General features: G+C 61.4%; 25 protein-coding genes. 11 read left to right on the top strand and 14 right to left on the bottom strand.

Features of this window, described 5'->3' with window-relative positions; translation table 11 throughout:
• Positions 1 to 6: 6 nt before the first annotated feature.
• From metX to BFW87_RS09280, 4 genes are all read right to left on the bottom strand, one after another.
• Positions 7 to 1,146, bottom strand: coding sequence for a homoserine O-succinyltransferase MetX (gene metX, locus BFW87_RS09295; RefSeq protein ID WP_078739572.1), 1,140 nt, complete (start codon positions 1,144 to 1,146; stop codon positions 7 to 9).
• 209 nt (positions 1,147 to 1,355) lie between these two features.
• Positions 1,356 to 1,943: a YggT family protein gene (locus tag BFW87_RS09290; protein WP_078739571.1), complete on the bottom strand. Its 588-nt coding sequence runs from the start codon at positions 1,941 to 1,943 to the stop codon at positions 1,356 to 1,358.
• Positions 1,944 to 1,978: 35 nt separating this feature from the next.
• Positions 1,979 to 2,797 (bottom strand): pyrroline-5-carboxylate reductase, encoded by an 819-nt coding sequence (proC, locus tag BFW87_RS09285; protein WP_078739570.1) that lies wholly within the window; start codon positions 2,795 to 2,797, stop codon positions 1,979 to 1,981.
• A gap of 33 nt (positions 2,798 to 2,830) precedes the next feature.
• Entirely contained in the window at positions 2,831 to 3,517 is a 687-nt protein-coding gene (locus BFW87_RS09280) for a YggS family pyridoxal phosphate-dependent enzyme (protein ID WP_078739569.1), read from the bottom strand.
• Positions 3,518 to 3,574: 57 nt separating this feature from the next.
• On the opposite strand from BFW87_RS09280, the gene BFW87_RS09275 reads away from it, so the two are divergent.
• A complete protein-coding gene (locus tag BFW87_RS09275) occupies positions 3,575 to 4,609 on the top strand; it encodes a type IV pilus twitching motility protein PilT (protein ID WP_078739568.1) in 1,035 nt (344 codons plus the stop codon).
• Positions 4,610 to 4,756: 147 nt separating this feature from the next.
• Here BFW87_RS09275 and BFW87_RS09270 read toward each other — a convergent pair whose 3' ends face one another.
• A complete protein-coding gene (locus BFW87_RS09270; RefSeq protein WP_078739567.1) occupies positions 4,757 to 5,401 on the bottom strand; it encodes a C40 family peptidase in 645 nt (214 codons plus the stop codon).
• Between the two features lie 249 nt (positions 5,402 to 5,650).
• Between BFW87_RS09270 and BFW87_RS09265 the strand changes: the two genes are divergently transcribed.
• Positions 5,651 to 6,079: an NINE protein gene (locus BFW87_RS09265; RefSeq protein ID WP_078739566.1), complete on the top strand. Its 429-nt coding sequence runs from the start codon at positions 5,651 to 5,653 to the stop codon at positions 6,077 to 6,079.
• A gap of 149 nt (positions 6,080 to 6,228) precedes the next feature.
• Here the strand turns inward: BFW87_RS09265 and BFW87_RS09260 are convergent, their stop codons facing one another.
• The 7 genes from BFW87_RS09260 to gshB all read right to left on the bottom strand — a co-directional run bounded on the left by BFW87_RS09260 (position 6,229) and on the right by gshB (position 12,165).
• A complete protein-coding gene (locus BFW87_RS09260) occupies positions 6,229 to 7,500 on the bottom strand; it encodes a dihydroorotase (protein WP_078739565.1) in 1,272 nt (423 codons plus the stop codon).
• Positions 7,497 to 8,501: an aspartate carbamoyltransferase catalytic subunit gene (locus tag BFW87_RS09255; RefSeq protein WP_078739564.1), complete on the bottom strand. Its 1,005-nt coding sequence runs from the start codon at positions 8,499 to 8,501 to the stop codon at positions 7,497 to 7,499. The genes BFW87_RS09260 and BFW87_RS09255 overlap by 4 nt, the downstream gene beginning before the upstream one ends.
• A 24-nt stretch (positions 8,502 to 8,525) precedes the next feature.
• Positions 8,526 to 9,032, bottom strand: a complete 507-nt coding sequence (gene pyrR / locus BFW87_RS09250) for a bifunctional pyr operon transcriptional regulator/uracil phosphoribosyltransferase PyrR (protein WP_078739563.1) — start codon at positions 9,030 to 9,032, stop codon at positions 8,526 to 8,528.
• An 82-nt stretch (positions 9,033 to 9,114) separates the two neighbouring features.
• Positions 9,115 to 9,552, bottom strand: a complete 438-nt coding sequence (gene ruvX / locus BFW87_RS09245; RefSeq protein ID WP_003213744.1) for a Holliday junction resolvase RuvX — start codon at positions 9,550 to 9,552, stop codon at positions 9,115 to 9,117.
• Entirely contained in the window at positions 9,552 to 10,121 is a 570-nt protein-coding gene (locus tag BFW87_RS09240; RefSeq protein WP_078739562.1) for a YqgE/AlgH family protein, read from the bottom strand. Before BFW87_RS09240 ends, ruvX begins: the two co-directional genes overlap by 1 nt.
• Before the next feature lie 107 nt (positions 10,122 to 10,228).
• On the bottom strand, positions 10,229 to 11,134 hold the full coding sequence (locus BFW87_RS09235) for an energy transducer TonB (protein ID WP_078739561.1): 906 nt from the start codon (positions 11,132 to 11,134) through the stop codon (positions 10,229 to 10,231).
• Positions 11,135 to 11,211: 77 nt separating this feature from the next.
• Complete coding sequence (gene gshB, locus BFW87_RS09230; RefSeq protein ID WP_017253947.1) at positions 11,212 to 12,165, bottom strand: glutathione synthase; 954 nt, start codon at positions 12,163 to 12,165, stop codon at positions 11,212 to 11,214.
• 239 nt (positions 12,166 to 12,404) lie between these two features.
• On the opposite strand from gshB, the gene pilG reads away from it, so the two are divergent.
• From pilG to BFW87_RS09200, 6 genes are all read left to right on the top strand, one after another.
• Positions 12,405 to 12,812, top strand: coding sequence for a twitching motility response regulator PilG (gene pilG, locus BFW87_RS09225; protein WP_078739560.1), 408 nt, complete (start codon positions 12,405 to 12,407; stop codon positions 12,810 to 12,812).
• A 46-nt stretch (positions 12,813 to 12,858) separates the two neighbouring features.
• Positions 12,859 to 13,224, top strand: a complete 366-nt coding sequence (gene pilH, locus BFW87_RS09220; RefSeq protein ID WP_014720320.1) for a twitching motility response regulator PilH — start codon at positions 12,859 to 12,861, stop codon at positions 13,222 to 13,224.
• Positions 13,225 to 13,236: 12 nt separating this feature from the next.
• Positions 13,237 to 13,761: a chemotaxis protein CheW gene (locus BFW87_RS09215; protein WP_078739559.1), complete on the top strand. Its 525-nt coding sequence runs from the start codon at positions 13,237 to 13,239 to the stop codon at positions 13,759 to 13,761.
• Positions 13,758 to 15,809, top strand: a complete 2,052-nt coding sequence (locus tag BFW87_RS09210) for a methyl-accepting chemotaxis protein (protein WP_078739558.1) — start codon at positions 13,758 to 13,760, stop codon at positions 15,807 to 15,809. The genes BFW87_RS09215 and BFW87_RS09210 overlap by 4 nt, the downstream gene beginning before the upstream one ends.
• Positions 15,810 to 15,994: 185 nt before the next feature.
• A complete protein-coding gene (locus BFW87_RS09205) occupies positions 15,995 to 21,814 on the top strand; it encodes an Hpt domain-containing protein (RefSeq protein WP_078739557.1) in 5,820 nt (1,939 codons plus the stop codon).
• Complete coding sequence (locus tag BFW87_RS09200) at positions 21,807 to 22,262, top strand: chemotaxis protein CheW (RefSeq protein ID WP_078739556.1); 456 nt, start codon at positions 21,807 to 21,809, stop codon at positions 22,260 to 22,262. The genes BFW87_RS09205 and BFW87_RS09200 overlap by 8 nt, the downstream gene beginning before the upstream one ends.
• A gap of 91 nt (positions 22,263 to 22,353) precedes the next feature.
• On the opposite strand, the gene BFW87_RS09195 is transcribed toward BFW87_RS09200, so the two are convergent.
• The gene (locus tag BFW87_RS09195) at positions 22,354 to 22,641 is read right to left on the bottom strand and encodes a HigA family addiction module antitoxin (RefSeq protein WP_078739555.1); all 288 of its coding nucleotides are present in this window, start codon (positions 22,639 to 22,641) and stop codon (positions 22,354 to 22,356) included.
• Positions 22,642 to 22,655: 14 nt separating this feature from the next.
• Complete coding sequence (locus BFW87_RS09190; RefSeq protein ID WP_078739554.1) at positions 22,656 to 22,934, bottom strand: type II toxin-antitoxin system RelE/ParE family toxin; 279 nt, start codon at positions 22,932 to 22,934, stop codon at positions 22,656 to 22,658.
• 512 nt (positions 22,935 to 23,446) lie between these two features.
• Here BFW87_RS09190 and BFW87_RS09185 point away from each other — a divergent pair.
• From BFW87_RS09185 to BFW87_RS09175, 3 genes are all read left to right on the top strand, one after another.
• A complete protein-coding gene (locus BFW87_RS09185) occupies positions 23,447 to 23,707 on the top strand; it encodes a DUF6124 family protein (RefSeq protein ID WP_078740033.1) in 261 nt (86 codons plus the stop codon).
• Positions 23,708 to 23,951: 244 nt separating this feature from the next.
• Positions 23,952 to 24,581 (top strand): nucleotidyltransferase domain-containing protein, encoded by a 630-nt coding sequence (locus tag BFW87_RS09180; protein ID WP_078739553.1) that lies wholly within the window; start codon positions 23,952 to 23,954, stop codon positions 24,579 to 24,581.
• A complete protein-coding gene (locus BFW87_RS09175; protein ID WP_078739552.1) occupies positions 24,544 to 24,978 on the top strand; it encodes a hypothetical protein in 435 nt (144 codons plus the stop codon). The genes BFW87_RS09180 and BFW87_RS09175 overlap by 38 nt, the downstream gene beginning before the upstream one ends.
• Positions 24,979 to 24,991 lie beyond the last annotated feature (13 nt).

The following is a 24,991-nucleotide window of genomic DNA, read 5'->3' as shown; positions in this document are numbered from 1 at the left end:
GCGTTCTCACAAAGTTATGCGGTTCATGTAGTTGCTGAAAGCCTGCAGGTAGCGCGGGATCGGAATCAGGAAGGCGTCGTGGCCTTGTGGCGCGTCGATCTCCAGGTAGCAGACGTCTTTGCGCGCGGCCATCAACGCGTCCACCAATTCACGCGAGCGCGCGGGTGAGAAGCGCCAGTCGGTGGTGAACGACATCACACAGAATTTGGCGGTGGCGTGCTCAAAGGTTTTCGCCAGGTCGTCGTCGTGGTTGGCGGCCGGATCGAAGTAGTCCAGCGCCTTGGTCATCAGCAGGTAGGTGTTGGCGTCGAAACGCCCGGAAAACTCCTCGCCCTGATAGCGCAGGTAGCTTTCCACCTGGAACTCGACGCTGTGGAAGTCGTAGTTGAGCTTTTCACTCTTGAGGCCACGGCCGAATTTCTCGCCCATGGAGTCATCGGACAGGTAGGTGATATGGCCCACCATCCGCGCCAGCATCAAGCCGCGCTTGGGGATCACACCGGCTTCCTGGAACGAACCGCCGTGGAACTCGGGGTCGGTGAGGATGGCCTGGCGTGCCACTTCGTTGAAGGCGATGTTCTGCGCCGACAGTTTTGGCGCCGAAGCAATGGCCAGGCAATGGCGCACGCGATCCGGGTAGGTGATGGTCCATTGCAGCGCCTGCATGCCGCCCAGGCTGCCGCCGATCACTGCCGCCCACTGATGAATGCCCAGCAAGTCAGCGAGGTGGGCCTGGCTGTGCACCCAGTCTTCCACGGTCAACACCGGGAAGTCGGCGCCGAACGGCTTGCCGGTTTCCGGGTTGAGGCTGCTCGGGCCGGTGGAACCGTTGCAGCCGCCGAGGTTGTTCAGGCTGACCACAAAGAATTTGTTGGTGTCGATGGGCTTGCCGGGGCCGATGCAGCTGTCCCACCAGCCGGGCTTGCGCTCGTCAACGGAGTGAAAACCGGCGGCGTGATGATGGCCGGACAGGGCATGACAAATCAGCACGGCATTGCTCGCCGTGGCGTTCAGTTGGCCGTAGGTTTCGTAGATCAGGTCGTAGGCTGGCAGCGAACGGCCGCAGGCCAGGGCCAGCGGTTCGCTGAAGTGCGCCACTTGGGGCACGACCAGTCCAACAGAATCGGGGGGGAAGGCAGCTGGCATCGACCCTGCTCTCGTTTAAATGAGGCGTAAGTCTAAAGAGCGGGGACCCTAGCGGCAAGCAAACCCGCAGATACACAATGCGGGAGTGAGCTTGTGTGGGAGCCGGGCTTGCCCGCGATGCAGGCACCTCGGTGTGCCAGTGACACCGCGGCGATGCAATCGCAGGCAAGCCAGCTCCCACACAAGCCGGCTCCCGGATTCGATTTGTGTCAGATCAAACCGAACAGCTCTTTGGGCATGTACGCAAAGTACGCCAAACGCGGAATCACCCAGCTTTGCAGCAGCTGGATCGCGATAAACGCGAAGATCGGCGAGATATCCAGACCGCCCAGGTTCGGGATCAACCGACGGAACGGCGCCAGCACCGGCTCGGTGATCTGCGCCACCAGTTCGGCGCCCGGGCTGCGGCTGCCCGGTGCGACCCACGAGAGGATCACGCTGATGATCATCGACCAGAAGATGATCTTCAAAAACAGCGAGAAAATGCCGATCAGGCCCCATGGCAACAGCAGCACGGTGTTGGCCTGGTAGCCGTTGAGCAGCAGGATCACCGCGAACAGCAGAATCTGCAGCAGCAGCGCCAGCACCAGCGACGACATGTCCAGGCCGAACATGCTCGGGATCACCCGGCGCAGTGGCTTGAGCAGCGGTTGCGTGGCCTTGACCACGAATTGGCACAGCGGGTTGTAGAAGTTCGCCCGCACCAGTTGCAGGATAAAGCGCATCAGCACGATCAGCAGGTACAGGCTGCCCAGGGTCTGGATGATGAAAATGGCAGCGTCATTGATTCCGAGCATGTTTGTTTCCTATCGGGTCCAGTTGCAGGGGACGACTATTTGCCCAGCTGTTCGGCCATCTCAGCCGAACGATGTGCCGCGGCACCCAGTGCTTTTTCCACCAGGGCTTCAAAGCCCCCGGCTTGAAACGATTCGATGGCCGCTTGCGTGGTGCCACCCGGAGAGGTCACGCGACGGCGCAACTCGGCAGCGTCCACATCGCTGGTGACCGCCATTTTCGCGGCGCCCAAAGCTGTTTGCTCGGCCAGTTGCTTTGCGATTTCCTGCGGCAGGCCCAGTTTCACACCGGCGGCGGTCATGGCTTCGATCAGCAGGAAGAAGTACGCCGGGCCACTGCCGGAGACGGCGGTGACCGCGTCCAGCTGTTGTTCCTGTTCCAGCCACAGGGCGATGCCCACGGCGGACAGCAGTTCCTGGGCCTGGTCACGCTGTGCGGCGGTGACGTCGGACGTGGCATACAAACCACTCACGCCCTGGCGCAGCAGTGCCGGGGTGTTGGGCATGCAGCGTACGATCGGCTGGGCGCCGAGCCAGTTAGTCATACTGGCGCAGGTGATACCGGCAGCAATCGATACCACGAGTTGATGCGGCTGCAGGCTTGGGCGCAGGCTTTCGCACACGGCCTTCATGGCTTGCGGCTTGACCGCCAGCACGATCACGTCAACGCCCTGAATGGCCTCGGCGTTGTCGGCAAAGGTTTCGATACCGTGTTCGGCACTGACGCGGGCGCGGGTGTCGGCGCCCGGGTCGCTGGCGCGGATCTGCCGGGCTTGCAGGCCCTTGGCCCGCAGGCCGCCGATCAAACTGGCCGCCATGTTACCGGCGCCGATAAAGGCAATACGCGTGTCGCTCATGACAGGTCCTTACTCAGATGGAAGTCAGCCATTTCACGGCTGGCCGTAGTCGCGGGCGCCAAACAGCGCGGTACCGATCCGCACCCAGGTGGCGCCTTGGGCGATGGCCGACTCGAGGTCGTGGCTCATGCCCATGGATAGTGTGTCCAGCGGCAGGTTCAAGCTGGCTTGCAGGTCGCGCACGGTGGCGAATGCTGCGTCTTGCTCGGCGCGGTCTTCAGTCGGCTCGGGGATTGCCATCAAGCCACGGAGTTTCAAACGCGGCAGGGCGCTGATCGCCTCTGCCAGGGCCGGAAGGTCGGCGGGCGTGCAGCCGGACTTGCTGGCTTCGCCACTGACGTTGACCTGGATGCAGATATTCAGCGGCGGCAGGTCGGCCGGACGTTGTTCGGACAAACGTTGTGCGATTTTCAGGCGGTCCACGGAATGCACCCAGGCGAAGTTCTCGGCGATCGCACGAGTCTTGTTCGATTGAATGGGGCCGATGAAGTGCCAACTCAAGGGCAGGTCGGTTAATTCGGCCTGTTTGCCCAAGGCCTCCTGCAGATAGTTCTCGCCAAAATCGCGCATCCCGGCGGCATACGCCTCGCGCACGGCTTGCGCCGGTTTGGTCTTGCTCACGGCCAGCAGGTGGATGCTGCTTTCGTCGCGCTGCACGGCGTGGGCCGCGGCGCGGATGCGCTGGCTAACCTGGCCAATGTTGTCTGCTATCGTCGACATTCAAGATGCACCCGTGGATATGGAGTCCGCGGCATTCTACTGGAAATGGAAAGCCCTATGGATATCACTGAATTGCTGACGGCAGGCGTGCGCCGTGGCGCGTCCGACCTGCATTTGTCGGCCGGCCTGGCGCCGATGCTGAGAGTCGATGGCGAGGTCTGGCCGCTGGATGGGCCGGTGCTGTCCCCTACGCAAGTAGCGGACTTGTTGAGCCCTCTGCTCAATCAACACCAGCAAAAGGATTTCGAAACATCTCTTGAAACGGATTTTGCCTTCGAGCTGCCGGGCGTGGGGCGTTTCCGCGCCAACGTGTTTCAGCAGGATCGCGGCATGGGGGCGGTGTTTCGCACTATTCCGTCCGAGGTCCAGAGCCTGGAAAACCTTGGGCTGGGGGAGGTTTTTCAGCGTATTGCCCAGTTGCCCCGCGGGCTGGTGCTGGTGACCGGGCCTACGGGCTCCGGCAAGTCCACGACGCTGGCGGCGATGATCGATTTTCTCAATCGGCATCGGCGCCAGCACATCCTCACGCTGGAAGACCCTATCGAATTTATCCACAAGCCGAAAACCGCGCTGGTCAACCAGCGCCAGGTGCACCGCGATACCCACAGCTTTTCAGCGGCACTGCGTTCGGCACTGCGTGAAGACCCGGACGTGATTCTGGTGGGTGAGTTGCGCGACCTCGAAACCATTCGCCTGGCGCTGACAGCGGCTGAGACCGGGCACCTGGTATTTGGCACCCTGCACACGTCGTCGGCGGCAAAGAGCGTGGACCGGCTGGTGGACGTGTTCCCGGCCGGAGAAAAAGCCATGGTGCGCACGATGCTGTCGGAGTCGCTTCAGGCGGTGGTGTCACAGGTGTTGGTGAAGAAACTCGGCGGCGGGCGGGTCGCGGCTCATGAAATCATGCTCGGCACGCCGGCGATTCGGAATTTGATCCGCGAGGACAAGGTGGCGCAGATGGTCTCGGCGATTCAGACCGGTGGGGCATTGGGGATGAAGACGCTGGATATGAGCTTGAAGGCGTTGGTCAGCGAGGGGCTGATCAGCCGGGAGGATGCGCGGGAGAAGGCGAGGGTGCCGACAGATATCTAAAGGGTATAGAGATCACTGTGGGAGCTGGCTTGCCTGCGATAGCTGTCTGTCAGCTTGCACAGATGTTGCCTGACAGTCCGCTATCGCAGGCAAGCCAGCTCCCACACTGGACTGCATTCCACATGAGGGAGCCGGGTGCTTGTCAGATCAGCGCTGAACGACTCGCAGGTTGCTCTGCTCTTTCGGCAGAACCCGCTTGGCGATCACGTAGTTCTTGTCCCAAAACGGCTTCTTCAGCGTGTCGATGCTCACCGACTTGCCACGACGCGGTGCGTGGATAAAGCGGTCGTTGCCAAGGTAGATGGCAACGTGGTTAACCTGGCGGCTCTTCAACTTGAAGAACAACAGGTCGCCCGGCTTCAGGTCTTTTCGATCAACCTTCAACCCGTGGCCGGCGGCCATGGCGTTGGAGGTGCGTGGCAAATCCACCGCTTTTACGTCGTTAAACGCATATTTCACCAAACCACTGCAGTCGAACCCTTTACTTGGGCTGCTGCCGCCCCAACGATAAGGGGTACCGAGCACGTTAACGGCGCGGCTGAGGACATTGCTGCTTTGTTTGGTGTTGACGGCCATCAGGCCTGGGGCTGTTTTACCGTGCTTGCCGTGAGTGTTGTTCACTACAGTCGGGCGGTTGACGGTCAGCTTTACCGATTTGGCGGTGCCGGGTGTGCTGTGAACCTTGGGGGTGAAACCGTTAACGTTAGGAAGACGTTGCTCACGATTGGTGGCGTGGGCGGCCAGTGGCATTAATAGGCAGATGGTTAGCCATGTCTTGAAAAATGGTCGCATTAGGCGTGGCTCTTTTAGGTTTGCGCGCAACTTTATAACAGCTTTTAGTGTCGTTCTCAGGCCGTTTGTCGACTGAACCCTGGGGTCAACTTCAGGAAAAACGCGGCGAATCGCCGCAATTGTCCGACAGAAGTCAGGTGGCATAAGGCTTTGCGGGAAGGAAGATACCATTGGCCGTACGTCGGGCGCCCGTAAAAAAGTCACAAAGAAAATGAAAAATTTTATCTATCAGGGCAAAAGAGGTAGTTCATGAACACCTATCGACAGGATTATTCGCAGCAAGACACCCACAGCAAAGTGATCGGTTACTTGCTCTGGATTTTCGGTTTTACCGGGGCGCATCGCTTCTATTACGGCAAGCCGGTGACCGGGACGATCTGGTTTTTCACCTTCGGGCTGTTTGGTATTGGCTGGCTGATCGACCTGTTTCTGATTCCGGCCATGGACCGTGAAGCAGACCTGCGTTTCACCGCCGGGCCGATTGAATACAACGTGGCGTGGATTCTGTTGGCGTTTCTGGGGGTGTTCGGGGTGCACCGCATGTACCAGGGCAAATGGATCACTGGCCTGATTTACCTGCTGACCGGCGGTTTGTTCCTGGTGGGCGTGTTGTATGACTTCTGGACGTTGAATACGCAGGTGTCGATCGGTAATTCCGAGCGCAACGCTGGGCGGTAAGCAAAGAAAATCCACCAGGTGACCTGGTTTCTGTGGGAGCTGGCTTGCCTGCGATAGCATCACCTCGGTTGTCTGACAGACCGAGGTGCCTGCATCGCAGGCAAGCCAGCTCCCACATTGACCGTGCCTACATTAGAGGTACGGTGTCATCAGGCCTGGTAGCTGATTCTTCCGTCGACCAAGGTGTACCGCACCGCCGCCGGCAAGCTATGGCCAATGAACGGGCAGTTTTCACCCTTCGACAGCCAGTGCTCACCGGCAACCGTAGAGCTGGCCAGGTCAAACAGCACCAGATCCGCCGCCGAACCCACCGCCAACTTACCCGCAGGCAAGCGCAACGCCTGGGCCGGGCCTGAACTCAGGCGCGCCAGCAGCGTCGGCAAATCCAGCAAACCGTCTTCCACCAACGTCATCGCCAACGGCAACAACAGCTCAACGCTGCTGATGCCCGGCTCTGTCGCGCCAAACGGCGCCAGTTTGGCATCGCGCTCGTGAGGCTGGTGATGGCTGGAAATCGCCGACACCACACCCGACTTCACCGCCTCACGCAAACCATCACGGTCGGCGCGGGTGCGCAGTGGCGGCTGCACGTGGTACAGGCTGGAGAAGTCGATCAACGCTTCATCCGTCAAAATCAGCTGATACAGCGCCACATCCGCCGTCACCGGCAAACCACGCGCCTGTGCCTGGGCGATCAATGCAACGCCACGGGCGCTGGTCAGTTGGCTGAAATGCGCGCGCACGCCGCTTTGTTCGACCAACAACAGGTCACGGGCCAGGGCCACGGTTTCAGCGGTTTCCGGAATGCCCGGCAAACCGAGGAAACTGGCGACGGCGCCTTCATGGGCCAGGCCGCCTTCAGCCAGGTCGCGGTCCTGGGAGTGGAAAATCACCGTCAAATCGAAGGTGGCTGCGTATTCCAGGGCACGGCACAGCGTGCGGGTGCTGCGAAAGCTTTCCAGGCCGTTGCCGAAGGCTACGCAACCGGCGTCGCGCAGGGCGATCAGCTCGGCGAGTTGTTCGCCTTCCAGGCCTTTGCTCAGGGCGCCGATGGGGAACACTTTGCAATTGCCGGCTTCGCGGGCGCGGTCGAGGATCAGCTCGGTCACGGCCGAGGTGTCGAGGATCGGCTTGGTGTGCGGCGGGCAGCACAGGCTGGTCACGCCACCGGCCGCAGCGGCGCGGGTTTCGCTGATGATATTGCCTTTGCGGCTGTAACCTGGCTCGCGCAGGGCGACGTTCAGGTCGACCAGGCCCGGCGCGGCGACCAGGCCTTTGGCGTCGATGGTTTCGCTCGCGCTGAAACCTGCCGGGGCAGCGCCGATGGCGATGATCTTGCCGGCTTCCAGGTGCAAATCGGTAACTTGATCCAGGCCACTGGCCGGGTCGATGACGCGGGCGCCGAGGATGCTGAGCTTCACTGGGCGTTCTCCTGCTCGAATTGACGTTGCGCGGTTTGCCCGCTCATGGCCATGGACAGCACCGCCATGCGGATCGCGATGCCGTACGTGACCTGATTCAAAATGACCGATTGCGGGCCGTCGGCCACTGCCGACTCAATCTCCACGCCACGGTTTATCGGGCCCGGGTGCATCACGATGGCATCCGGCTTGGCGCCGGCCAGACGCGCGGTGGTCAGGCCGAACAGGCGGTAGAACTCGCCCTCGCTCGGCAGCAGGCCACCCGACATGCGCTCGCGCTGCAGGCGCAGCATGATCACCACGTCCACATCCTTGAGGCCTTCGGCCATGTCGGTGAAGACCTTCACGCCGTACTGCTCAATGCCGACGGGCAGCAGGGTTTTCGGCGCGATCACGCGAATGTCCGGGCAACCCAGGGTTTTCAGGGCCAGCATGTTCGAGCGCGCCACCCGCGAGTGCAGGATGTCGCCGACAATGGCCACCGAGAGGTTTTCAAAGCTGCCCTTGTGCCGACGGATGGTAAGCATGTCGAGCATGCCCTGGGTCGGGTGGGCGTGGCGGCCGTCGCCGCCGTTGATAATCGCGACCTGCGGGCATACGTGCTCGGCGATGAAATGTGCGGCACCGGAGTCACCGTGGCGTACCACGAACATGTCGGCAGCCATGGCTTCCAGGTTGCGCAGGGTGTCGAGCAGGGTTTCGCCCTTGCTCGCCGATGAGGTGGACACGTTCAGCGTGATCACGTCGGCCGACAGCCGCTGCGCCGCCAGTTCAAACGTGGTGCGGGTGCGCGTCGAGTTCTCGAAGAACACGTTGCAGATGGTCTTGCCGCGCAACAGCGGGACCTTCTTTACCGCGCGGCCGCCGACTTCAAGGAACGAGTCGGCGGTGTCGAGGATTTCGGTGAGCAGTTCGCGGGGCAAACCGTCGAGGGACAAGAAGTGTTGCAGCTGGCCCTGAGCATTGAGCTGCAGCGGGCGCTTGGCATCTAGAGGCGTCATCGCGGGGACTCTGTACAAGGCGGTTTAAAGGGCAAGGTCTTGCAGTTCGAGTTCGAGCGGCGTGGGACCGGACAATTTTACCCGTTGATGGGCGTCCAGTGACAGGGTCGCGCCGACCACATCCGGGCTGATCGGCAATTCGCCGGCTTCCAGGTCCAGCAGGCACACCAGGGTCACACTGGCCGGGCGGCCGTAGTCGAACAACTCGTTCATGGCGGCGCGGATGGTGCGGCCGCTCATCAGTACGTCGTCGATCAGCACCAGGTGCTGGCCTTCGATTTCAAACGGCAGTGCCGAGGGGCGCACTTGCGGGTGCAGGCCGTTCTGGCTGAAATCGTCGCGGTAGAAAGACACGTCCAGCGTGCCCAGTGGCGAGTCGCTGCCCAGCGCTTCCAGCAAGGCCTGGGCCACCCACACGCCGCCGGTGCGGATGCCGATAAAACGCGGCTCGCTGATGGCGCGCTGTTGCAGATGGGCGGTGAGGCTCGTCGCCATCTGGCTGATCAGTTCGGCGGGGTTGGGCAGGCTCATGGTGGCTCCTTCAAGGCCTCGCGCGGCGGGGTGGCGGCAAGGTCCGGGCTCAAACGTAAAAAAACGCGGCAAGCCGCGTCAGTCAGGATTCAAATAAAGCGGTGTTTTCATCCAGCCAGCCCTGCAACAGCAAGGCGGCGGCGATGGCGTCCACGGGGTTGTCGCGGTAGCTGCCTTTTTGTCCGCCACGGTCGCGGCGCTCACCCTTGGCCTCAAAGGTGGTCAGGCGTTCATCGTGGGTATAGAAGGGCAGGTTGTAGCGGCCATTGAGGCGGCGGGCGAACTTTTCGGCGCGCAGGCACATCTCGCTGGGGGTGCCGTCCATGTTCAGGGGCAGGCCGACGACAACGGCGTCAGGCTTCCATTCTTTAATGAGGGCTTCAACCTGGTTCCAGTCCGGCACGCCGTTCTGGGCTTTCAAGGTGCACAGCTCGCGGGCCTGGCCGGTAATCACCTGGCCGACCGCCACGCCGATCTGTTTGGTGCCGTAGTCAAAACCGAGGATTAGACGCAAGGCCATCAGGCGTGCCCCGCCTGGCTGGTCAGCAGGCTGAGGTTCACCCGCAGCTTCGCGGCGGCCGCTTCCAGGCGCAGTTCGCTGGCGGTATTGAAGAGGATGTCGGCGTCGAACGGGCAGGTCAGCCAGGCGTTACTCGCCAGTTCAGCTTCCAGTTGCCCGGCTTCCCAACCGGCGTAGCCGAGGGTTATCACGCTTTGCTCAGGGCCCACGCCGTCGGCGATGGCGAACAGCACGTCCTGGGAGGTGGAGAGCGACACACCCTCAAGGTCGACCGTGGCCTGGAACTTCGGCCCGGTGGGGTGCAGCACAAAACCGCGATCGGTCTGCACCGGCCCGCCGATGTAGATCGGTACGCTCTGACAACGGGCCGGCGGATCGATCTCCGGTCGCAGCTGCTCAAGGATATCGGCCAGGTTCAGCTCTTGCGGGCGGTTCACCACCAACCCCATCGCACCATTGGCCGTGTGCTCGACGATATAGGTCAAGGTTTGCGCAAAGTTCGGGTCGGCCATATGCGGCATGGCGATCAGGAATTGGTGCTTGAGGTAGGTCGGGCTGACATTTTTCATGTCCACTAGTGTGGCGTTGGAGGGGCGAACTGACAAGCTGCGAAGGTGAAGATCGTTCCCACGCTCTGCGTGGGAATGCCGCCCTGGACGCTCTGCGTCCGCTTTTATCAATTGCTCGACAGCCGATCACCCCGGGCGAATTTCCAGGTGCGGATGATTTCCAGGCGGTCAATGTCGTTCAGGTCGCCGGTAAACGGCGCGAAAGGTGCGGCCAGGCGCACGATGCGCTGGGCGGCCTGGTCCAGCAGCGGCTGGCCGGAGGACTCCAGTACCTGCACTTCATACAGCGTGCCGTCGCGGTTGATCGACACCAAAAGACGCAAATTGCCGTAAATCTGCTGGCGCCGCGCTTCGTCCGGGTAGTTGAGGTTGCCGATGCGCTCGACCTTCTTGCGCCATTCGTCCTTATACCAGGCGCCTTTGTCGCGCATCGTCGAGGCCGCGTTCAGGCGGTAGATGCGCGGGCGCTTGGCATACAGCTGTTGTTCGTTGGCCAATTCGGCTTCAAGGCTGGAAATCTGGTCGGACAGCTGCGAGCTGTCGAAGGTTGGCGCAGGCTTGACGGGTTCGGGCGTCGGCTCGGTCTTGGTTTTTTCGCGCTGGGTCGGGGCTTTTTGCGGTTTCGGCGCGACGGTGGTCACCGCAGCTTTCGGCGCGGCCTGTTTCACTTCGGGCTTGGGTGTAGGCGGCGGGGTGACCTTATTGACCTTGTTGTCCTGGAATGGCGCCACTTCGGTGGTCTTGGGCACGGCTTTCTTGTCGAGTGTACCGCTGCCTTGCTGATTGTCCTGGGCGAGAAAGTCAGCCTTTTCGGGCTTTTTTTCGCTCTTGAACGTGGCGAGGGTGATTTCCAGGGTTTTGCTGATTTGCTTGGGTTCGGCAAAGGTGAAACCCAGGCCGAGGATCAAGGCGAGGTGAATCAATGCGGCGAGGAACAGGGTAAAACCGAGCCGATCAGCCGGGCGCACGCCGCTGTGGGAGAGTTCGGGGGGCAGTTCGGACGGGAGTGTCATGACAAAAAAACCAACATCGCGCGTTTCACAGGTGGCGCATGATAACGCAATGTTGGTTCGTGTCCGGCTGTTCTATGTCACTTGGCTTGTAGCTTGCGCTCAATGGCTGCCATCAGCATTTCGCCGATGTTCGTGCCAAATGCGTTGTCAATCTCGCGAATACAGGTCGGGCTGGTGACATTGATTTCAGTGAGGTTCTCACCAATTACGTCTAGTCCTACAAACAGCAGGCCTTTTTCCCGCAGGGTAGGGCCGACCTGGGCGGCAATCCAGCGATCCTTGTCGGTCAGTGGGCGGGCTTCACCCCGGCCACCCGCGGCCAGGTTGCCACGGGTTTCGCCCGCCGCCGGAATGCGCGCCAGGCAATAGTCCACCGGCTCGCCGTCGATCATCAGGATGCGCTTGTCGCCGTCCTTGATCGCCGGAATGTACGCCTGGCCCATGATCTGCTGGGTGCCCAGCACGGTCAGGGTTTCCAGGATCACCGACAGGTTCGGGTCGCCCGCGCGGTGGCGGAAGATCGAGGTGCCGCCCATGCCGTCCAGCGGCTTGAGGATCACATCACCATGTTTGGCGGCGAATTCACGCAGCACGTCGGCGCGGCGGCTGACCACGGTCGGCGGCGTGCACTGCGGGAACAGCGTGGCGAACAGCTTTTCATTGCAGTCGCGCAGGCTTTGCGGCTTGTTGACGATCAACACACCGGCGCGCTCGGCCTGCTCCAGCAGGTAGGTGGAATAGACGAATTCCATGTCGAACGGCGGATCCTTGCGCATCAGGATCACATCGAGGTCGGCCAGCGGGCTGTCGATCTCGTCCGCCAGTTCAAACCACTTCTCAGGGTTGGCAAACACCTGCAGCGGGCGCATGCGCGCGCGGGCTTCACCGTCGCCCTGGTAAAGGTCGCGCTGCTCCATATAGAACAGGGTCCAGCCGCGGGCCTGGGCGGCCAGCAGCATGGCCAGCGAGCTGTCCTTTTTATAGGAGATGCTGGCGATAGGGTCCATGACAATGCCGACGCGAACGCTCATGGGGGATTTCCTCTAGCAAATTAGGGCGCATAAAAGTGGCGTCAGAGTGGCGCTGCGGCTGTTGTGGGTCAAGGAAAAACCACCGGGCAGGTCGCTCGATAGATTGCACCCCGAGACTGTGCTAAAAAGACTGCCACGGCGCAGCAGCCCTTGAATTCCAAGGCTTGCGGCGTTCATCCTGTGAGACATCAGGCAGTACACACCGAAAACCGATTCGCTGTGGCGATGGTAGAGCAGATATGGAACAGCATTCCAACGCCTTGAGAGTGATGGTGATCGACGATTCAAAAACGATCCGCCGCACCGCTGAAACCCTGTTGAAGAACGCGGGCTGCGATGTCATCACGGCCATCGACGGTTTCGATGCGCTGGCCCGGATTGTTGATCATCACCCGCACATTATTTTTGTCGACATCATGATGCCGCGCCTGGATGGCTATCAGACCTGCGCCCTGGTGAAGAACAACCCGGCGTTCAAGTCGATCCCGGTGATCATGCTGTCCTCCAAGGACGGCTTGTTCGACAAGGCCAAGGGGCGCACCGTGGGTGTCGATCAGTTTTTGACCAAGCCTTTCAGCAAGGAAGAGCTGCTGAGTGCGATCAAGGCCTGCGTGCCTGCCTTCGCCGCAGTAGAACAAGCACACTGACACCGCCTCACAAGGGCCGGCGTCCACCAATGTAGTGGGGAAAACCATGGCACGTGTTCTGATCGTCGACGATTCGCCGACCGAAATGTACAAACTGACCGGCATGCTGGAAAAGCACGGCCATCAGGTTCTCAAGGCCGAAAACGGCGCGGACGGCGTGGCCCTGGCCCGCCAGGAAAAACCCGACGCCGTGCTGATGGACATCGTGATGCCGGGCCTCAATGGCTTCCAGGCCACCCGCCAGTTGTCCAAGGAGCCGGAAACCAACGGCATTCCGATCATCATCATCACCACCAAAGACCAGGAAACCGACAAGATCTGGGGTGCGCGCCAGGGCGCCAAGGATTACCTGACCAAGCCGGTGGATGAAGAAACCCTGATCGCCACCCTGAACAAGGTGCTGGCCGGCTGACGGCACGCCATCATGACCGAGTCGCAAACCGCCTTTGAGCTGCTGCTGGACATCGACCGTCGTTGCCGCCTGCTGGCGGTCGACCTGCCGTCCCAGGAAACCCGCCTGCAGCGCTGGAGCGGGATTGGTTTCCGCCTGGGGCCGCATCTGTACGTGGCGCCCATGGGCGAAGTCGCCGAGGTACTGCACGAGCCGCGCTGCACCTTAATGCCGGGCGTCAAACCCTGGGTAAAGGGCGTGGCTAACCTGCGCGGGCGCCTGCTGCCGGTGATGGACCTGGGCGGTTTTCTCGGCCTTGAGTTGTCCCGCGTGCGCAAGCAGCGGCGCGTGCTGGTGGTGGAGTTCGATGACCTATTTGTCGGGCTGTTGGTGGACGAGGTGGTGGGCATGCAGCATTTCGCACAAGACGCATTGTTGACGAGCGCCAACCCCGGCGCGCCGTTTATCCAGGGCCAGTTCGACGGCGACCCGCTGTGGCAAGTCTTCAGCCCCTTCGCGCTGGCCCAGGCCCCAGGCTTCATGGATGTTGCCGCATGACCACCGTTACCCCGACCAAACCCCAGGCCGCGTCGCGCAGCCGTTCGCAGATCATCGTGCTGTTTATTGCGCTGATCGTGTTCATCATGCTGCTGTTCGCCAACTTCGCGTACCTCAACACCCAGTCCACCTACGACAAGCAGTACATCGGTCACGCCGGTGAACTGCGCGTGTTGTCCCAGCGTATCGCCAAAAACGCCACCGAAGCCGCCGCCGGCAAGGCAGCCGCGTTCAAGCTGCTGTCTGACGCGCGCAATGACTTCGCCCAGCGCTGGGGTTACCTGAAAAAAGGCGATATCGAAACCGGCCTGCCCGCCGCGCCCACTGCGGTACGCGCCGAAATGCGTGCGGTGCAGACCGACTGGGAAGCGCTGCTGAAAAACACCGACGCGATTCTTGCCAGCGAACAGACTGTGCTGTCGTTGCACCAGGTGGCCGCGACCCTCGCCGAAACCGTGCCGCAATTGCAGATGGAGTCCGAAAAAGTCGTCGACATTCTACTGCAGCGCGGCGCCCCGGCCAGCCAAGTGGCGTTGGCCCAGCGCCAGTCGCTGCTGGCCGAGCGGATTCTCGGCGCCGTAAACACCGTGCTCGCCGGCGACGAAACGGCCGTGCAGGCTGCTGACGCCTTTGGTCGCGACGCCAACCGCTTCGGCCAGGTGCTTAACGGCATGCTCCAGGGCAACCCGGGCCTGCGTATCAGCCAGGTCGAAGACCACGACGCGCGCGCACGGCTGGCGGAAATCGCCGAGCTGTTCGAGTTTGTCTCGGGCTCCGTGGATGAAATCCTCGAAACCTCGCCGCAACTGTTCCAGGTGCGCGCCTCGGCGAGCAATATCTTCAACCTGTCGCAAACCCTGCTCGATGAAGCCTCGCACCTCGCCACCGGTTTTGAAAACCTCGCCAGCGGGCGCAGCTTCGACACCATCGGCGGCTACGTGCTGGGCCTGTTGGCGTTGGCCTCGATCATTCTGATCGGCCTGGTGATGGTGCGCGAGACCAACCGCCAACTGCATGAAACGGCCGAGAAGAACGAACGCAATCAGAATGCGATCATGCGGCTGCTGGATGAAATTGAAGACCTGGCCGACGGCGACCTCACGGTGACCGCCTCGGTGACCGAAGACTTCACCGGCACCATCGCCGATTCCATCAACTACTCCGTGGATCAGCTGCGCGATCTGGTCGCCACGATCAACCTCACCGCCGGCCAGGTTGCCGGCGCGGTGCAGGACACCCAGGCCACCGCCATGCACCTGGCCCAGGCCTCGGAGCATCAGGCCCAGCAAATTGCCGAGGCCTCCACCGCGATCAACCAGATGGCCCAGTCCATCGACCAGGTATCGGCCAACGCCGCCGAATCCTCGGCAGTGGCGGAGCGCTCGGTGGAAATTGCCAACAAGGGCAACGAGGTGGTGCACAACACCATCCACGGCATGGACAACATTCGCGAACAGATTCAGGACACCGCCAAACGCATCAAGCGCCTGGGCGAGTCGTCTCAGGAGATTGGCGACATCGTCAGCCTGATTGACGACATTGCCGATCAGACCAACATCCTTGCCCTGAACGCCGCGATCCAGGCGAGCATGGCCGGGGATGCCGGGCGTGGCTTTGCCGTGGTGGCGGATGAGGTGCAGCGGCTGGCCGAGCGTTCGTCGGCGGCCACGCGGCAGATTGAAACGTTGGTGCGGGCGATTCAGACCGACACCAATGAGGCGGTGATTTCCATGGAGCAGACCACCACCGAAGTGGTTCGCGGCGCGCGGTTGGCGCAGGACGCGGGTGTGGCGCTGGAAGAGATTGAAGGCGTATCGAAAACCCTGGCGGCGTTGATTCAGAGCATCTCGAATGCGGCGCAGCAACAGACGAGTTCGGCGGGGCAGATTTCGCTGACCATGAATGTGATTCAGCAGATCACTACGCAGACGTCGTCGGGTTCTACCGCCACCGCCGAGAGCATCGGCAATTTGGCGAAGATGGCCAGCCAGTTGCGCAGGTCGGTGTCGGGTTTCACCCTTCCGGCGCCCAAACAGGTCGATGATTGAAATACGATCTAAAGAACACCACAGTCCAACTGTGGGAGCTGGCTTGCCTGCGATAGCGATCTATCAGCTGGCACATTTATAGCTGACCTACCGCTATCGCAGGCAAGCCAGCTCCCACTTTAGATCTCCATTCAGTTTGAGATCTCTGCAACATCAGCAATTCATGAATTTTCAGCGGAGCAGTTATGGTTGATCGGCACGACTACGTGGCCCTCGAATGGGTCAAGGGCGACATTGCCGAAACCCTGAAACAGGCCCGTTCGGCGCTCGACGCCTACGTCGAAACAAGCGACGGCGAGGCCATCAGCGAGTGCCTGGCCGGCGTCCACCAAGTGCATGGCGCGCTGCTGATGGTCGAATTCTACGGCGCGGCGTTGCTGGCCGAGGAGATCGAAGAACTCGTCCTCGCCCTGCAAGCCGGGCGCGTCAGCCAGCGCGAGGAAAGCATCCGCCTGCTGCAACAGGCACTGGGCCAACTGCCGCTGTACCTCGAGCGCGTGCACAGCGCTCGCCGCGACCTGCCGCTGGTGGTGTTGCCGTTGCTCAACGACCTGCGCAGTGCGCGCGGTGAAAGCCTGCTCTCGGAAACCAGCCTGTTCAGCCCGCAACTGCTGTCGATTGCGCCGCTACCCGATGAGGTGCTGACGCAACGCGCGTCGCCCGAGTTACACGAACAATTGCGCCAATGGCATACCCTGTTGCAACAAGCCTTGGCCGGTTTGCTGCGCGAAGACCATGGCCCGAGCAACCTGGAAGACATGGCGCGGGTGTTCGCGCGCCTTGAAGCGCTGTGCCAGGGCGCGCCGCTGCTGCCGTTGTGGCAGGTCACCTCGGCGCTGGTCGAAGGCATGCTCACCGGCGTGATTGCCAATAGCCCGGCGCTGCGCAGCCTGCTCAAGGCCAGTGACAAACAACTCAAGCGTTTGCTCGTCCAGGGCATCGGCGGCATCAACCAGTCGGCGCCGGATGAGTTGCTTAAAAGCCTGTTGTTCTACGTCGCCAAAGTCACCCGGCCGACGCCGCGCATGCAAAGCCTTAAAGAGCGTTACGGCCTGGATGAAGCCTTGCCGGACAGCGCCGTGGTGGATGCCGAGCGCGCGCGGATGGCCGGGCCGGACCGCAATGCCATGGGGTCGGTGCTCGGTGCGCTTTGTGAAGAGCTGGTGCGGGTGAAAGAACGCCTCGACCTGTTCGTGCGCAGCGACCGTCAACACACCGATGACCTGGACGCCTTGCTCGCGCCGCTGCGGCAGATCGCCGACACCCTGGCGGTGCTGGGTTTTGGCCAGCCGCGTAAAGTCATCATCGACCAGCTTGCCGTGGTGCTGAGCCTGGTGCAGGGGCAGCGCGAACCCAACGATGCCGTGTTGATGGACGTTGCGGGCGCGCTGCTCTACGTCGAGGCCACGCTGGCTGGCATGGTTGGCACAGTCGAGCCGCAAAGCCGCGAAGAAAGCCGCTTGCCCACCACCGACCTGACCCAGATTCACCAATTGGTGATCCGCGAGTCCTGCCAATGCCTGCGGCAAGCCAAAGAGCTGGTCATCGATTGCATTGAGGCGGATTGGGACCGCCAGCGCCTGGAATCGCTACCGGAGCTGCTGAGCCAGGTACGCGGCGCCTTGGCGATGATTCCGCTGCCACGCGCGGCGAGCCTGATGCGCGGGTGCACCGATTACGTCGATGAGCAGTTGATGGCCAGCGACGTTGCGCCGTCCGAGGTGCAACTGGGTCACTTTGCTGATGTGATCAGCAGCCTGGAATACTACCTGGAGCGCATGCTTCAGGACTCCGATGCTGCGGGTGAAAAAGTCCTCGAACTGGCGACCCAGGGCCTTGCCGCTCTTGGCTATTTGCCCGCCGAAAAACCCTGGCGTCAGGCGCTGGCCGCACCGGAGGGCGTGCTGTCCACTGAAGTTGCGCCCAGCCAGTCCCAGTTCGACGCGCTGGCCAATCCCACTTCGCGCCTGAACCCGCCGGCCCTGCAGCGCCCCGGCAGTTTGCTGCCGCCACCGCCCGGTGAGGAGCCCATCTACGACGAACTGCGCGAAGTCTTCCTCGAAGAAACCGATGAAGTCCTCGATGTGCTGCACCGCAACCTGCCCAACAGCACCGACAAAACCGCTCAAGGCGAAATGCGCCGCGCCTTTCATACCCTCAAAGGCAGCGGCCGCATGGTCCGTGCGCTGGTGCTGGCCGAGCTGGCCTGGGCGGTGGAAAACCTGCTGAACCGTGTACTGGAACGCAGCGTGGCCCTCGGCCCGGAGGTGCAACAGGTGCTGGATGAAGCGGTGGCGCTGCTTCCGGAATTGATTGCCGACTTCGCCATCGACGACCAACGCCAGCGCAATGAAGTCGACGCCCTGGCCGCCCGTGCCCACGCCCTGGCCAGCGGTACGCAGGCCTCAGACGCCGAGCCCCACGACCCGATGCTGTTGGAGATTTTCCGTAACGAAGCCCAGAGCCATCTGGAAAGCCTCAACCATTTTCTGCAACAGGCCGCCGAGCACGTGCCGCTGCAAGTCAGCGATGAGCTGCAACGCGCCCTGCACACCCTCAAGGGCAGCGCCTACATGGCGGGCGTGCTGCCCATCGCCGAACTGGCGCGCCCGCTCGACCATCTGACCCGCGAGTACAAGGCCCACCGCCTGCCGCTGGATCTGGACGAGGTGGAGCTGCTGTTGGAAGCCGAAAGCCTGTTCCAGCGCGGGCTGCGGGACTTGGACAGTGATCCGCTGGCGCCGATCAAAGGCGCTGACGACTTGATCAGCCGCACTCAAAGCCTGCTCGACGCTCAGCTTCAAGCCCTGCTCGACGCCCCGAACACCGGCCTGCGCATCAAGCGCGACCCGCAACTGATCGCCAATTTCCTGGCCCAGGGCATGGACATCCTGCTCGACGCCGAAAGCCTGCTGCGGCGCTGGCAGCAACACCCCGGCGAGCGCCAGGAACTCACCGCGTTGCTGGATGAACTGACCACGCTGGGGGAGGGCGCACACATTGCCGAGCTGCACACCATCGACGAATTGTGCGAAGCCTTGCTCGACCTGTATGGCGCCGTGGAAGAGAGCAGCCTGGCGGTCAGCGAGCGGTTTTTCCATGAAGCCGAACAGGCCCATGAAGCGCTGATCAACATGCTCGACCAGTTGGCTGCCGGTCAGGAAATCAGTCCGGCCCCGGCGCGGGTCGAAGCCTTGCGCGAACTGCTGGACGAAGCGCTGGACCCGTCCGCCACCGGCCTGATCAAAAGCGATGGCAGCCGGGCATTGAGCATTTCTGAACTGGGCGCCGCTACGGCAAAGCTGGACCATGAAACGGCGATGGACGACGAGATCGTCGAGATCTTCCTCGAAGAAGCCGTGGACATCCTCGACAGCGCCGGGCAGTCGCTCAAACGCTGGCTGCTGGACCCCGACAACCCGGCGCCGTTGTCCTCGCTGCAACGGGATTTGCACACCCTCAAGGGCGGTGCGCGCATGGCCGAAATCGGGCCAGTGGCCGATCTGGCCCACGAGCTGGAATGCCTCTATGAAGGCTTGGTGGACCGCCGCTACAGCTACTCCGCCGAACTGTCCCAAGTGCTGATGGCCAGCCATGAACAACTGGCCTTGCAACTGGATGAACTGCAAGCCCACCAACCCCTGAGCGACAGCGCGGAGTGGGTGGCCAAGGTGCGTGCCCTGCGCCAGAGCAGCACCCCGACGGCGCCTGCCCCAGTGGCGGAAAACCCCGGTGCCGACCCTGAACTGCTGGATATCTTCCTCGAAGAAGCCGCCGATATTCTCGACAGCTCAAGCAGCGCACTGCAGCGCTGGCAGGCCGAGCCGAACAATCGCCAGGAAATCGAAACCCTGTTGCGCGACCTGCACACCCTCAAGGGCGGCGCGCGCATGGTCGAAATCGGGCCGATCGGCGACTTGGCCCACGAGTTGGAGTTTCTCTACGAAGGGCTGTCCGCCGGTTTGCTGGCGCCGTCGCCCGAGCTGTTCGCGTTGCTGCAAGGTTGCCATGATCGCCTCGCGCAGATGATCGACGCGGTGACGGAGGGTTCACCGGTGGGTTCGGTGGACAAACTCATCGAACGCATCAAACGCCTGGTGCACCCGAGCGCCGAGCCGGTGGCGCCTGTGGCGTTACCCGCGAGCAAAGCCGAGGCGGCGGTGGACCCCGGCGCCGACATGGTGAAAATCTCCGCCGACCTGCTGGATGACCTGGTCAACCTGGCCGGAGAAACCTCGATCTTTCGTGGCCGTATCGAACAACAGGTCAATGACGCGCGCATAGCGCTCAACGAGGTTGAAACCACGATCGAACGCATGCGCGACCAGTTGCGTCGCCTCGATACCGAAACCCAGGGCCGTATCCTCAGCCGTCAACAGGCCGAGGCCGAGCGCTTGGGTTATGAAGAATTCGACCCGCTGGAAATGGACCGCCACTCACAGTTGCAGCAGCTGTCGCGCGCGCTGTCCGAATCGGCCTCCGACTTGCTCGACCTCAAGGAAACCCTCGACCGCCGCAATGGGGACGCGCACAACCTGTTGCAGCAACAGGCGCGCATCAACACCGAGTTGCAGGAAGGCCTGATGCGCACGCGCATGGTGCCGTTCGAGCGCATGCTGCCGCGCCTCAAGCGCATCGTGCGTCAGGTGGCGGAAGAGCTGGGCAAGGACGTGGAATTCATCGTCGGCAACGCCGAAGGCGAAATGGACCGCAACGTGCTGGAACGCATGGTCGCGCCGCTGGAACACATGCTGCGCAATGCCGTCGACCATGGCCTGGAGTCGCGCGAGGCACGTTTGCTGGCCGGCAAGCCGGAGAAGGGGCGGATCACCCTCGACCTGACCCACGAAGGCGGCGACATCGTGTTCGACATGCGCGACGACGGCGCCGGTGTGCCGCTGGAAGCCGTGCGGCGCAAGGCGATCAAGCGCGGTTTGCTCGACCCCAACCAAGAGATCAGCGACCGCGACGTGTTGCAGTTCATCCTGCAACCGGGCTTTTCTACGGCGGAAAAGATCACGCAGATTTCAGGGCGCGGCGTCGGCATGGACGTGGTGCACGAAGAAGTGCGCCAACTCGGCGGCTCGATGGTGATTGATTCGACGCCGGGCGCGGGCGTGCACTTTCGCATTCGCCTGCCGTTTACCGTGTCGGTCAACCGTGCGCTGATGGTGCAGTGCGCGGACGACCAATACGCGATCCCGCTCAACACCATCGAAGGCCTGGTGCGTGTGCTGCCCCATGAGCTGGCGGGGCACTATCAGCAGGACCCGCCGCGTTATGAATACGCTGGCCAGCGCTACGAATTGTTCTACCTCGGGGATTTGTTGCACACCGTCAGCCGGCCGAAACTGCTGGGCCAATATCAGCCCGTGCCGGTGCTGCTGGTGCAATGCAACGAGCGGCGCGTGGCGGTGCATGTGGATGCGATGGCCGGTACGCGGGAGATTGTGGTCAAGGGCCTGGGGCCGCAGTTTTCGGGGGTTCAGGGCTTGTCCGGCGCGACCATTTTGGGCGACGGCCGCGTGGTGTTGATTATCGATTTGCTGGCGCATATCCGCGCCCGGCAACCGGCGTTGCCGGCGGCAACAGTCGACGCGCCGCTGATCCTCAACGACCCCCTGAAAAAGCGCCCGCTGCTGGTGCTGGTGGTGGACGACTCAGTCACCGTGCGCAAAGTCACCAGCCGCCTGCTGGAACGCAACGGCATGAACGTGCTCACCGCCAAAGACGGCATCGACGCCATCGCCCTGCTTGAAGAACACACCCCGGACCTGATGCTGCTCGACATCGAAATGCCGCGCATGGACGGCTTCGAAGTGGCCATCCAGGTGCGCAACGACCCACGGCTGATGCGCCTGCCGATCATCATGATCACCTCGCGCACCGGCCAGAAACACCGCGACCGCGCCATGGCCATCGGCGTCAACGACTACCTCGGCAAGCCGTATCAAGAGTCGGTGCTGCTGGAAAGCATCGCCTACTGGAGCAAGTCCCATGCTTGACCACCGCACCAGCCAACTCACCGGCCTGCTGTTGCCCCTGGCCGACCGCCACCTGGTGTTGCCCAACGTTGCCGTCGCCGAGCTGATCGACTACCAGCGAGGCGAACCGGCCAGTGATGCGCCGCCGTGGTATTTGCGGCAGGTGACGTGGCGGGATCGGCAGTTGCCTTTGATCAGTTTTGAGGCGGTGTGTGGTGAGGCGATTGTCACGGGGGAGCGTTCGCGGATTGTGGTGCTGAACGCGCTGGGTGGTCGGCCGACGTTGAAGTTTATTGCGCTGGTGATTCAGGGAATTCCGCGGTCGTACAAGCTCGATAGCCAGCTGAGTTATGTGGACGTGCCGCTGTGCCCGCTGGAACTGGCGGCGGTGCAGGTGGGTGAACACGTGGCAAAAGTGCCCGACCTCATGGGGCTAGAAGCCCTGCTGGTCGAATCCGGTTTGGCCTGAACCTCCCTTTCAAAATCCATGAAGATCAAAATGTGGGAGCGAGCAAGCCCGCTCCCACATTTGATCTTCTGTGCCCGCCAAATCCTGGCTCCTACTCAATCTGCGCAAACCGCTCGATCACTGGCTGCTCGCGATGCTCGGCCTGCCATAAGTCATAGGCACTTTGCATTGCTAGCCATAACTGCCCTGTACTCACTCCTGCTCGTTCAAGCCGCACCGCCAAGTCCGGGCTCACAGGCGCATGGCCATGCAAGATCCTTGAGAATGTCTCACGGGCAAACCCAAGGCGCCGGGCCATTTCGGTGATGGTGATGCCCAAGGCTGGAATCACGTCTTCAAGCAGGATTTCTCCGGGGTGAGGTGGGTTGTGCATACCCATATCGATACCTCTACTCAGTGGTAGTCAAGATAATCAACCAGTTCGACCTGATCGTTGAACATCCGAAAAATGATCCGCCAATTTCCACTAATACTGACGGACCAGTAGTCGATCAGGTCGCCTTTCAATTGATGGAAGCGCCAACCAGGCAAGTTCAATGCCTCCGGATGTTCGGCTTTGTCCAGAATGAACAGAACCCGGCGCAAGCGCTTGGTGTGGTTTGCGTTGATGCCTCTGGTTGAACCGGTCTCATAGAAGGTCCGGAGTCCCTTATGTTTCCAACTGACGATCATGGGGTGATTGTGATGCGATACATCACGCTCTGCAACGACCTTGCATCGGGTTGAACGGTAGGATTCATGATGTTTGCCCGTGACATGATTCGGACAGAAAAGGCTAGAGAGGCGAGTTCCGAGCAACAACCTGAAAAGCTCGTCGGAGCATTCTTTGCTATCTGTCGGAATGAGGAGTGTGGGTAGGGCCTTCGGACTTTTCCCGCAAGATTTCGAGCTGTGCATGAACTTGTTGCGGGCAGTCATGGCGGCTAGTCTTCGCTTCGTCATCGCAAAAAACGGTGACACGGACGTGCAAGTCCGGTTACATGTCGGCGCACCAGCGCCCATAGCCATTCAACGGGCGTTTTTTATGCCTGCTGTATTTGTTATGGCGGCTGTGCGTGGGAGACCCTTCGGGGTCTGCCGGGGTCCGATATGCCCGGTCTTGCACACCTGCGCACAGCTGCCACCTTATTTGCGTGCAAGCGGATGAGGGCAGTCTCCATCACATATCGGAGCTGTAAATCATGATTAAAAAACCTACTCCTAATCCGCCCGTCAGCCTCTTCACCGTAAGCCCCCACCAAGACACTGAAACCCTCCTCGTCAACGCCAGCGAAACCTTGTCTTCGCTGAACGCCATGACCTGCAACCTCGCTTTCGACCTGGAACACTCCCAACGCGCAATGTTATTGGCTATTCAGCAAATGGCAGCCTTGGGGCAGTTGCTGGTGGACAGAGCGTTGGAGCAAGTCAGCCCTTCACCCGAACCCCAAATCAGTCCCGAATAGGGACTTATCGTTCCCTTTTTGGGACTGATATTTAACAGTCGACACCGAGCAAATGTGGGAGCTGGCTTGCCTGCGATAGCGATCTGTCAGTTGAAGCTTCCTTGGCTGACCCACCGCCATCGCAGGCAAGCCAGCTCCCAGATTAGATTTTGTGCATCTGGCCGAGCGCGGTGTGCCACAGACTACTTGATCGTTCCCAAAAAGGGACCTATCGTTCCCTTTTTGGGACTCCTTGGTCGCTGCCATGCAAACCTTGCCACTCAGCACTGCACTTTTCACCGCGACCCAACAAAAAGTGCTGGGCCTGCTTTTTGGAAAACCGGACCAAAGCTTCTTCACCAATGAAATCGCTCGCTGGGCCAAGGTGGGCAAGGGCAGCCTCACCCGCGAACTGGAGCGCTTGCAGTTGGCCGGCATCTTGAGCCAGACGCGCCAAGGCAACCAGACCCATTACCAAGCCAACCCCCAGTGCCCGATCTACTCGGAATTGCTCGCCATCGTGCGCAAAACGCTGAGCCTGGACGAGCCCTTGCGCAATGCATTGGCGCCGTTCGCCGAACAACTGACCTGGGCTTTCATCTACGGCTCCATCGCGAAGGGCGATGCGCACTCATCCAGTGACATAGATCTCATGCTGATCGGCGAAAGCCTCAACTACAGTGACGTCATGGAGCAGCTCATGCCGCTTGAAGAGCAACTGGGTCGCACCATCAACCCGACGCTGTACACCCCTGAAGACTGGATCGGCAAATGGAATGCCGGGAACAGTTTTGTGCAGCGGGTGGTGCAGCAGGACAAGATCAATCTGATTGGGGGCAACCCCCTGGAAGCCACGGATGGACAGCAAGGCAAATCTGGAGAATCTGCAACGTAGTGGCGGCCTGAAGGCTGAGCCGCCGGATCGCAAGGAATGTGATGGGCTGATGCGCTCGGCCAGGGACCGGTTGAAGGATGCCAACACGCCTCTGCTCTCGTTTGCCAGCCGGTTCGACCTGGCTTACAACGCCGCCCACGCTATCGCCCTCACAGCCTTGCGTTTGCAAGGTTATCGCTCTGACAAACGCTATCTGGTCTTTCAATGCCTGATCCACACCCTTGGCGCGAGCAAGGTGCAGGTAAGGTTGTTGGCGTTGTGTCATGAGCGACGAAACCTGGCGGAATACGAAGGGTATATGGATGAGGATGAGGCGTTGCTAGGGCAATTGATTGAGAGCGCGAAGGCGCTGTTGGATAGAGTGGAAGACTTGGTGGCCACCCATCAGTGGCAATGACGCGAATATCCTG

This window comes from Pseudomonas fluorescens, from assembly GCF_002022275.1.
Lineage (GTDB): Bacteria > Pseudomonadota > Gammaproteobacteria > Pseudomonadales > Pseudomonadaceae > Aquipseudomonas > Aquipseudomonas fluorescens_AJ.
The sequence above is the reverse complement of the archived record's forward strand: the minus strand, read 5'-3'. Positions and strand labels throughout refer to the sequence as shown.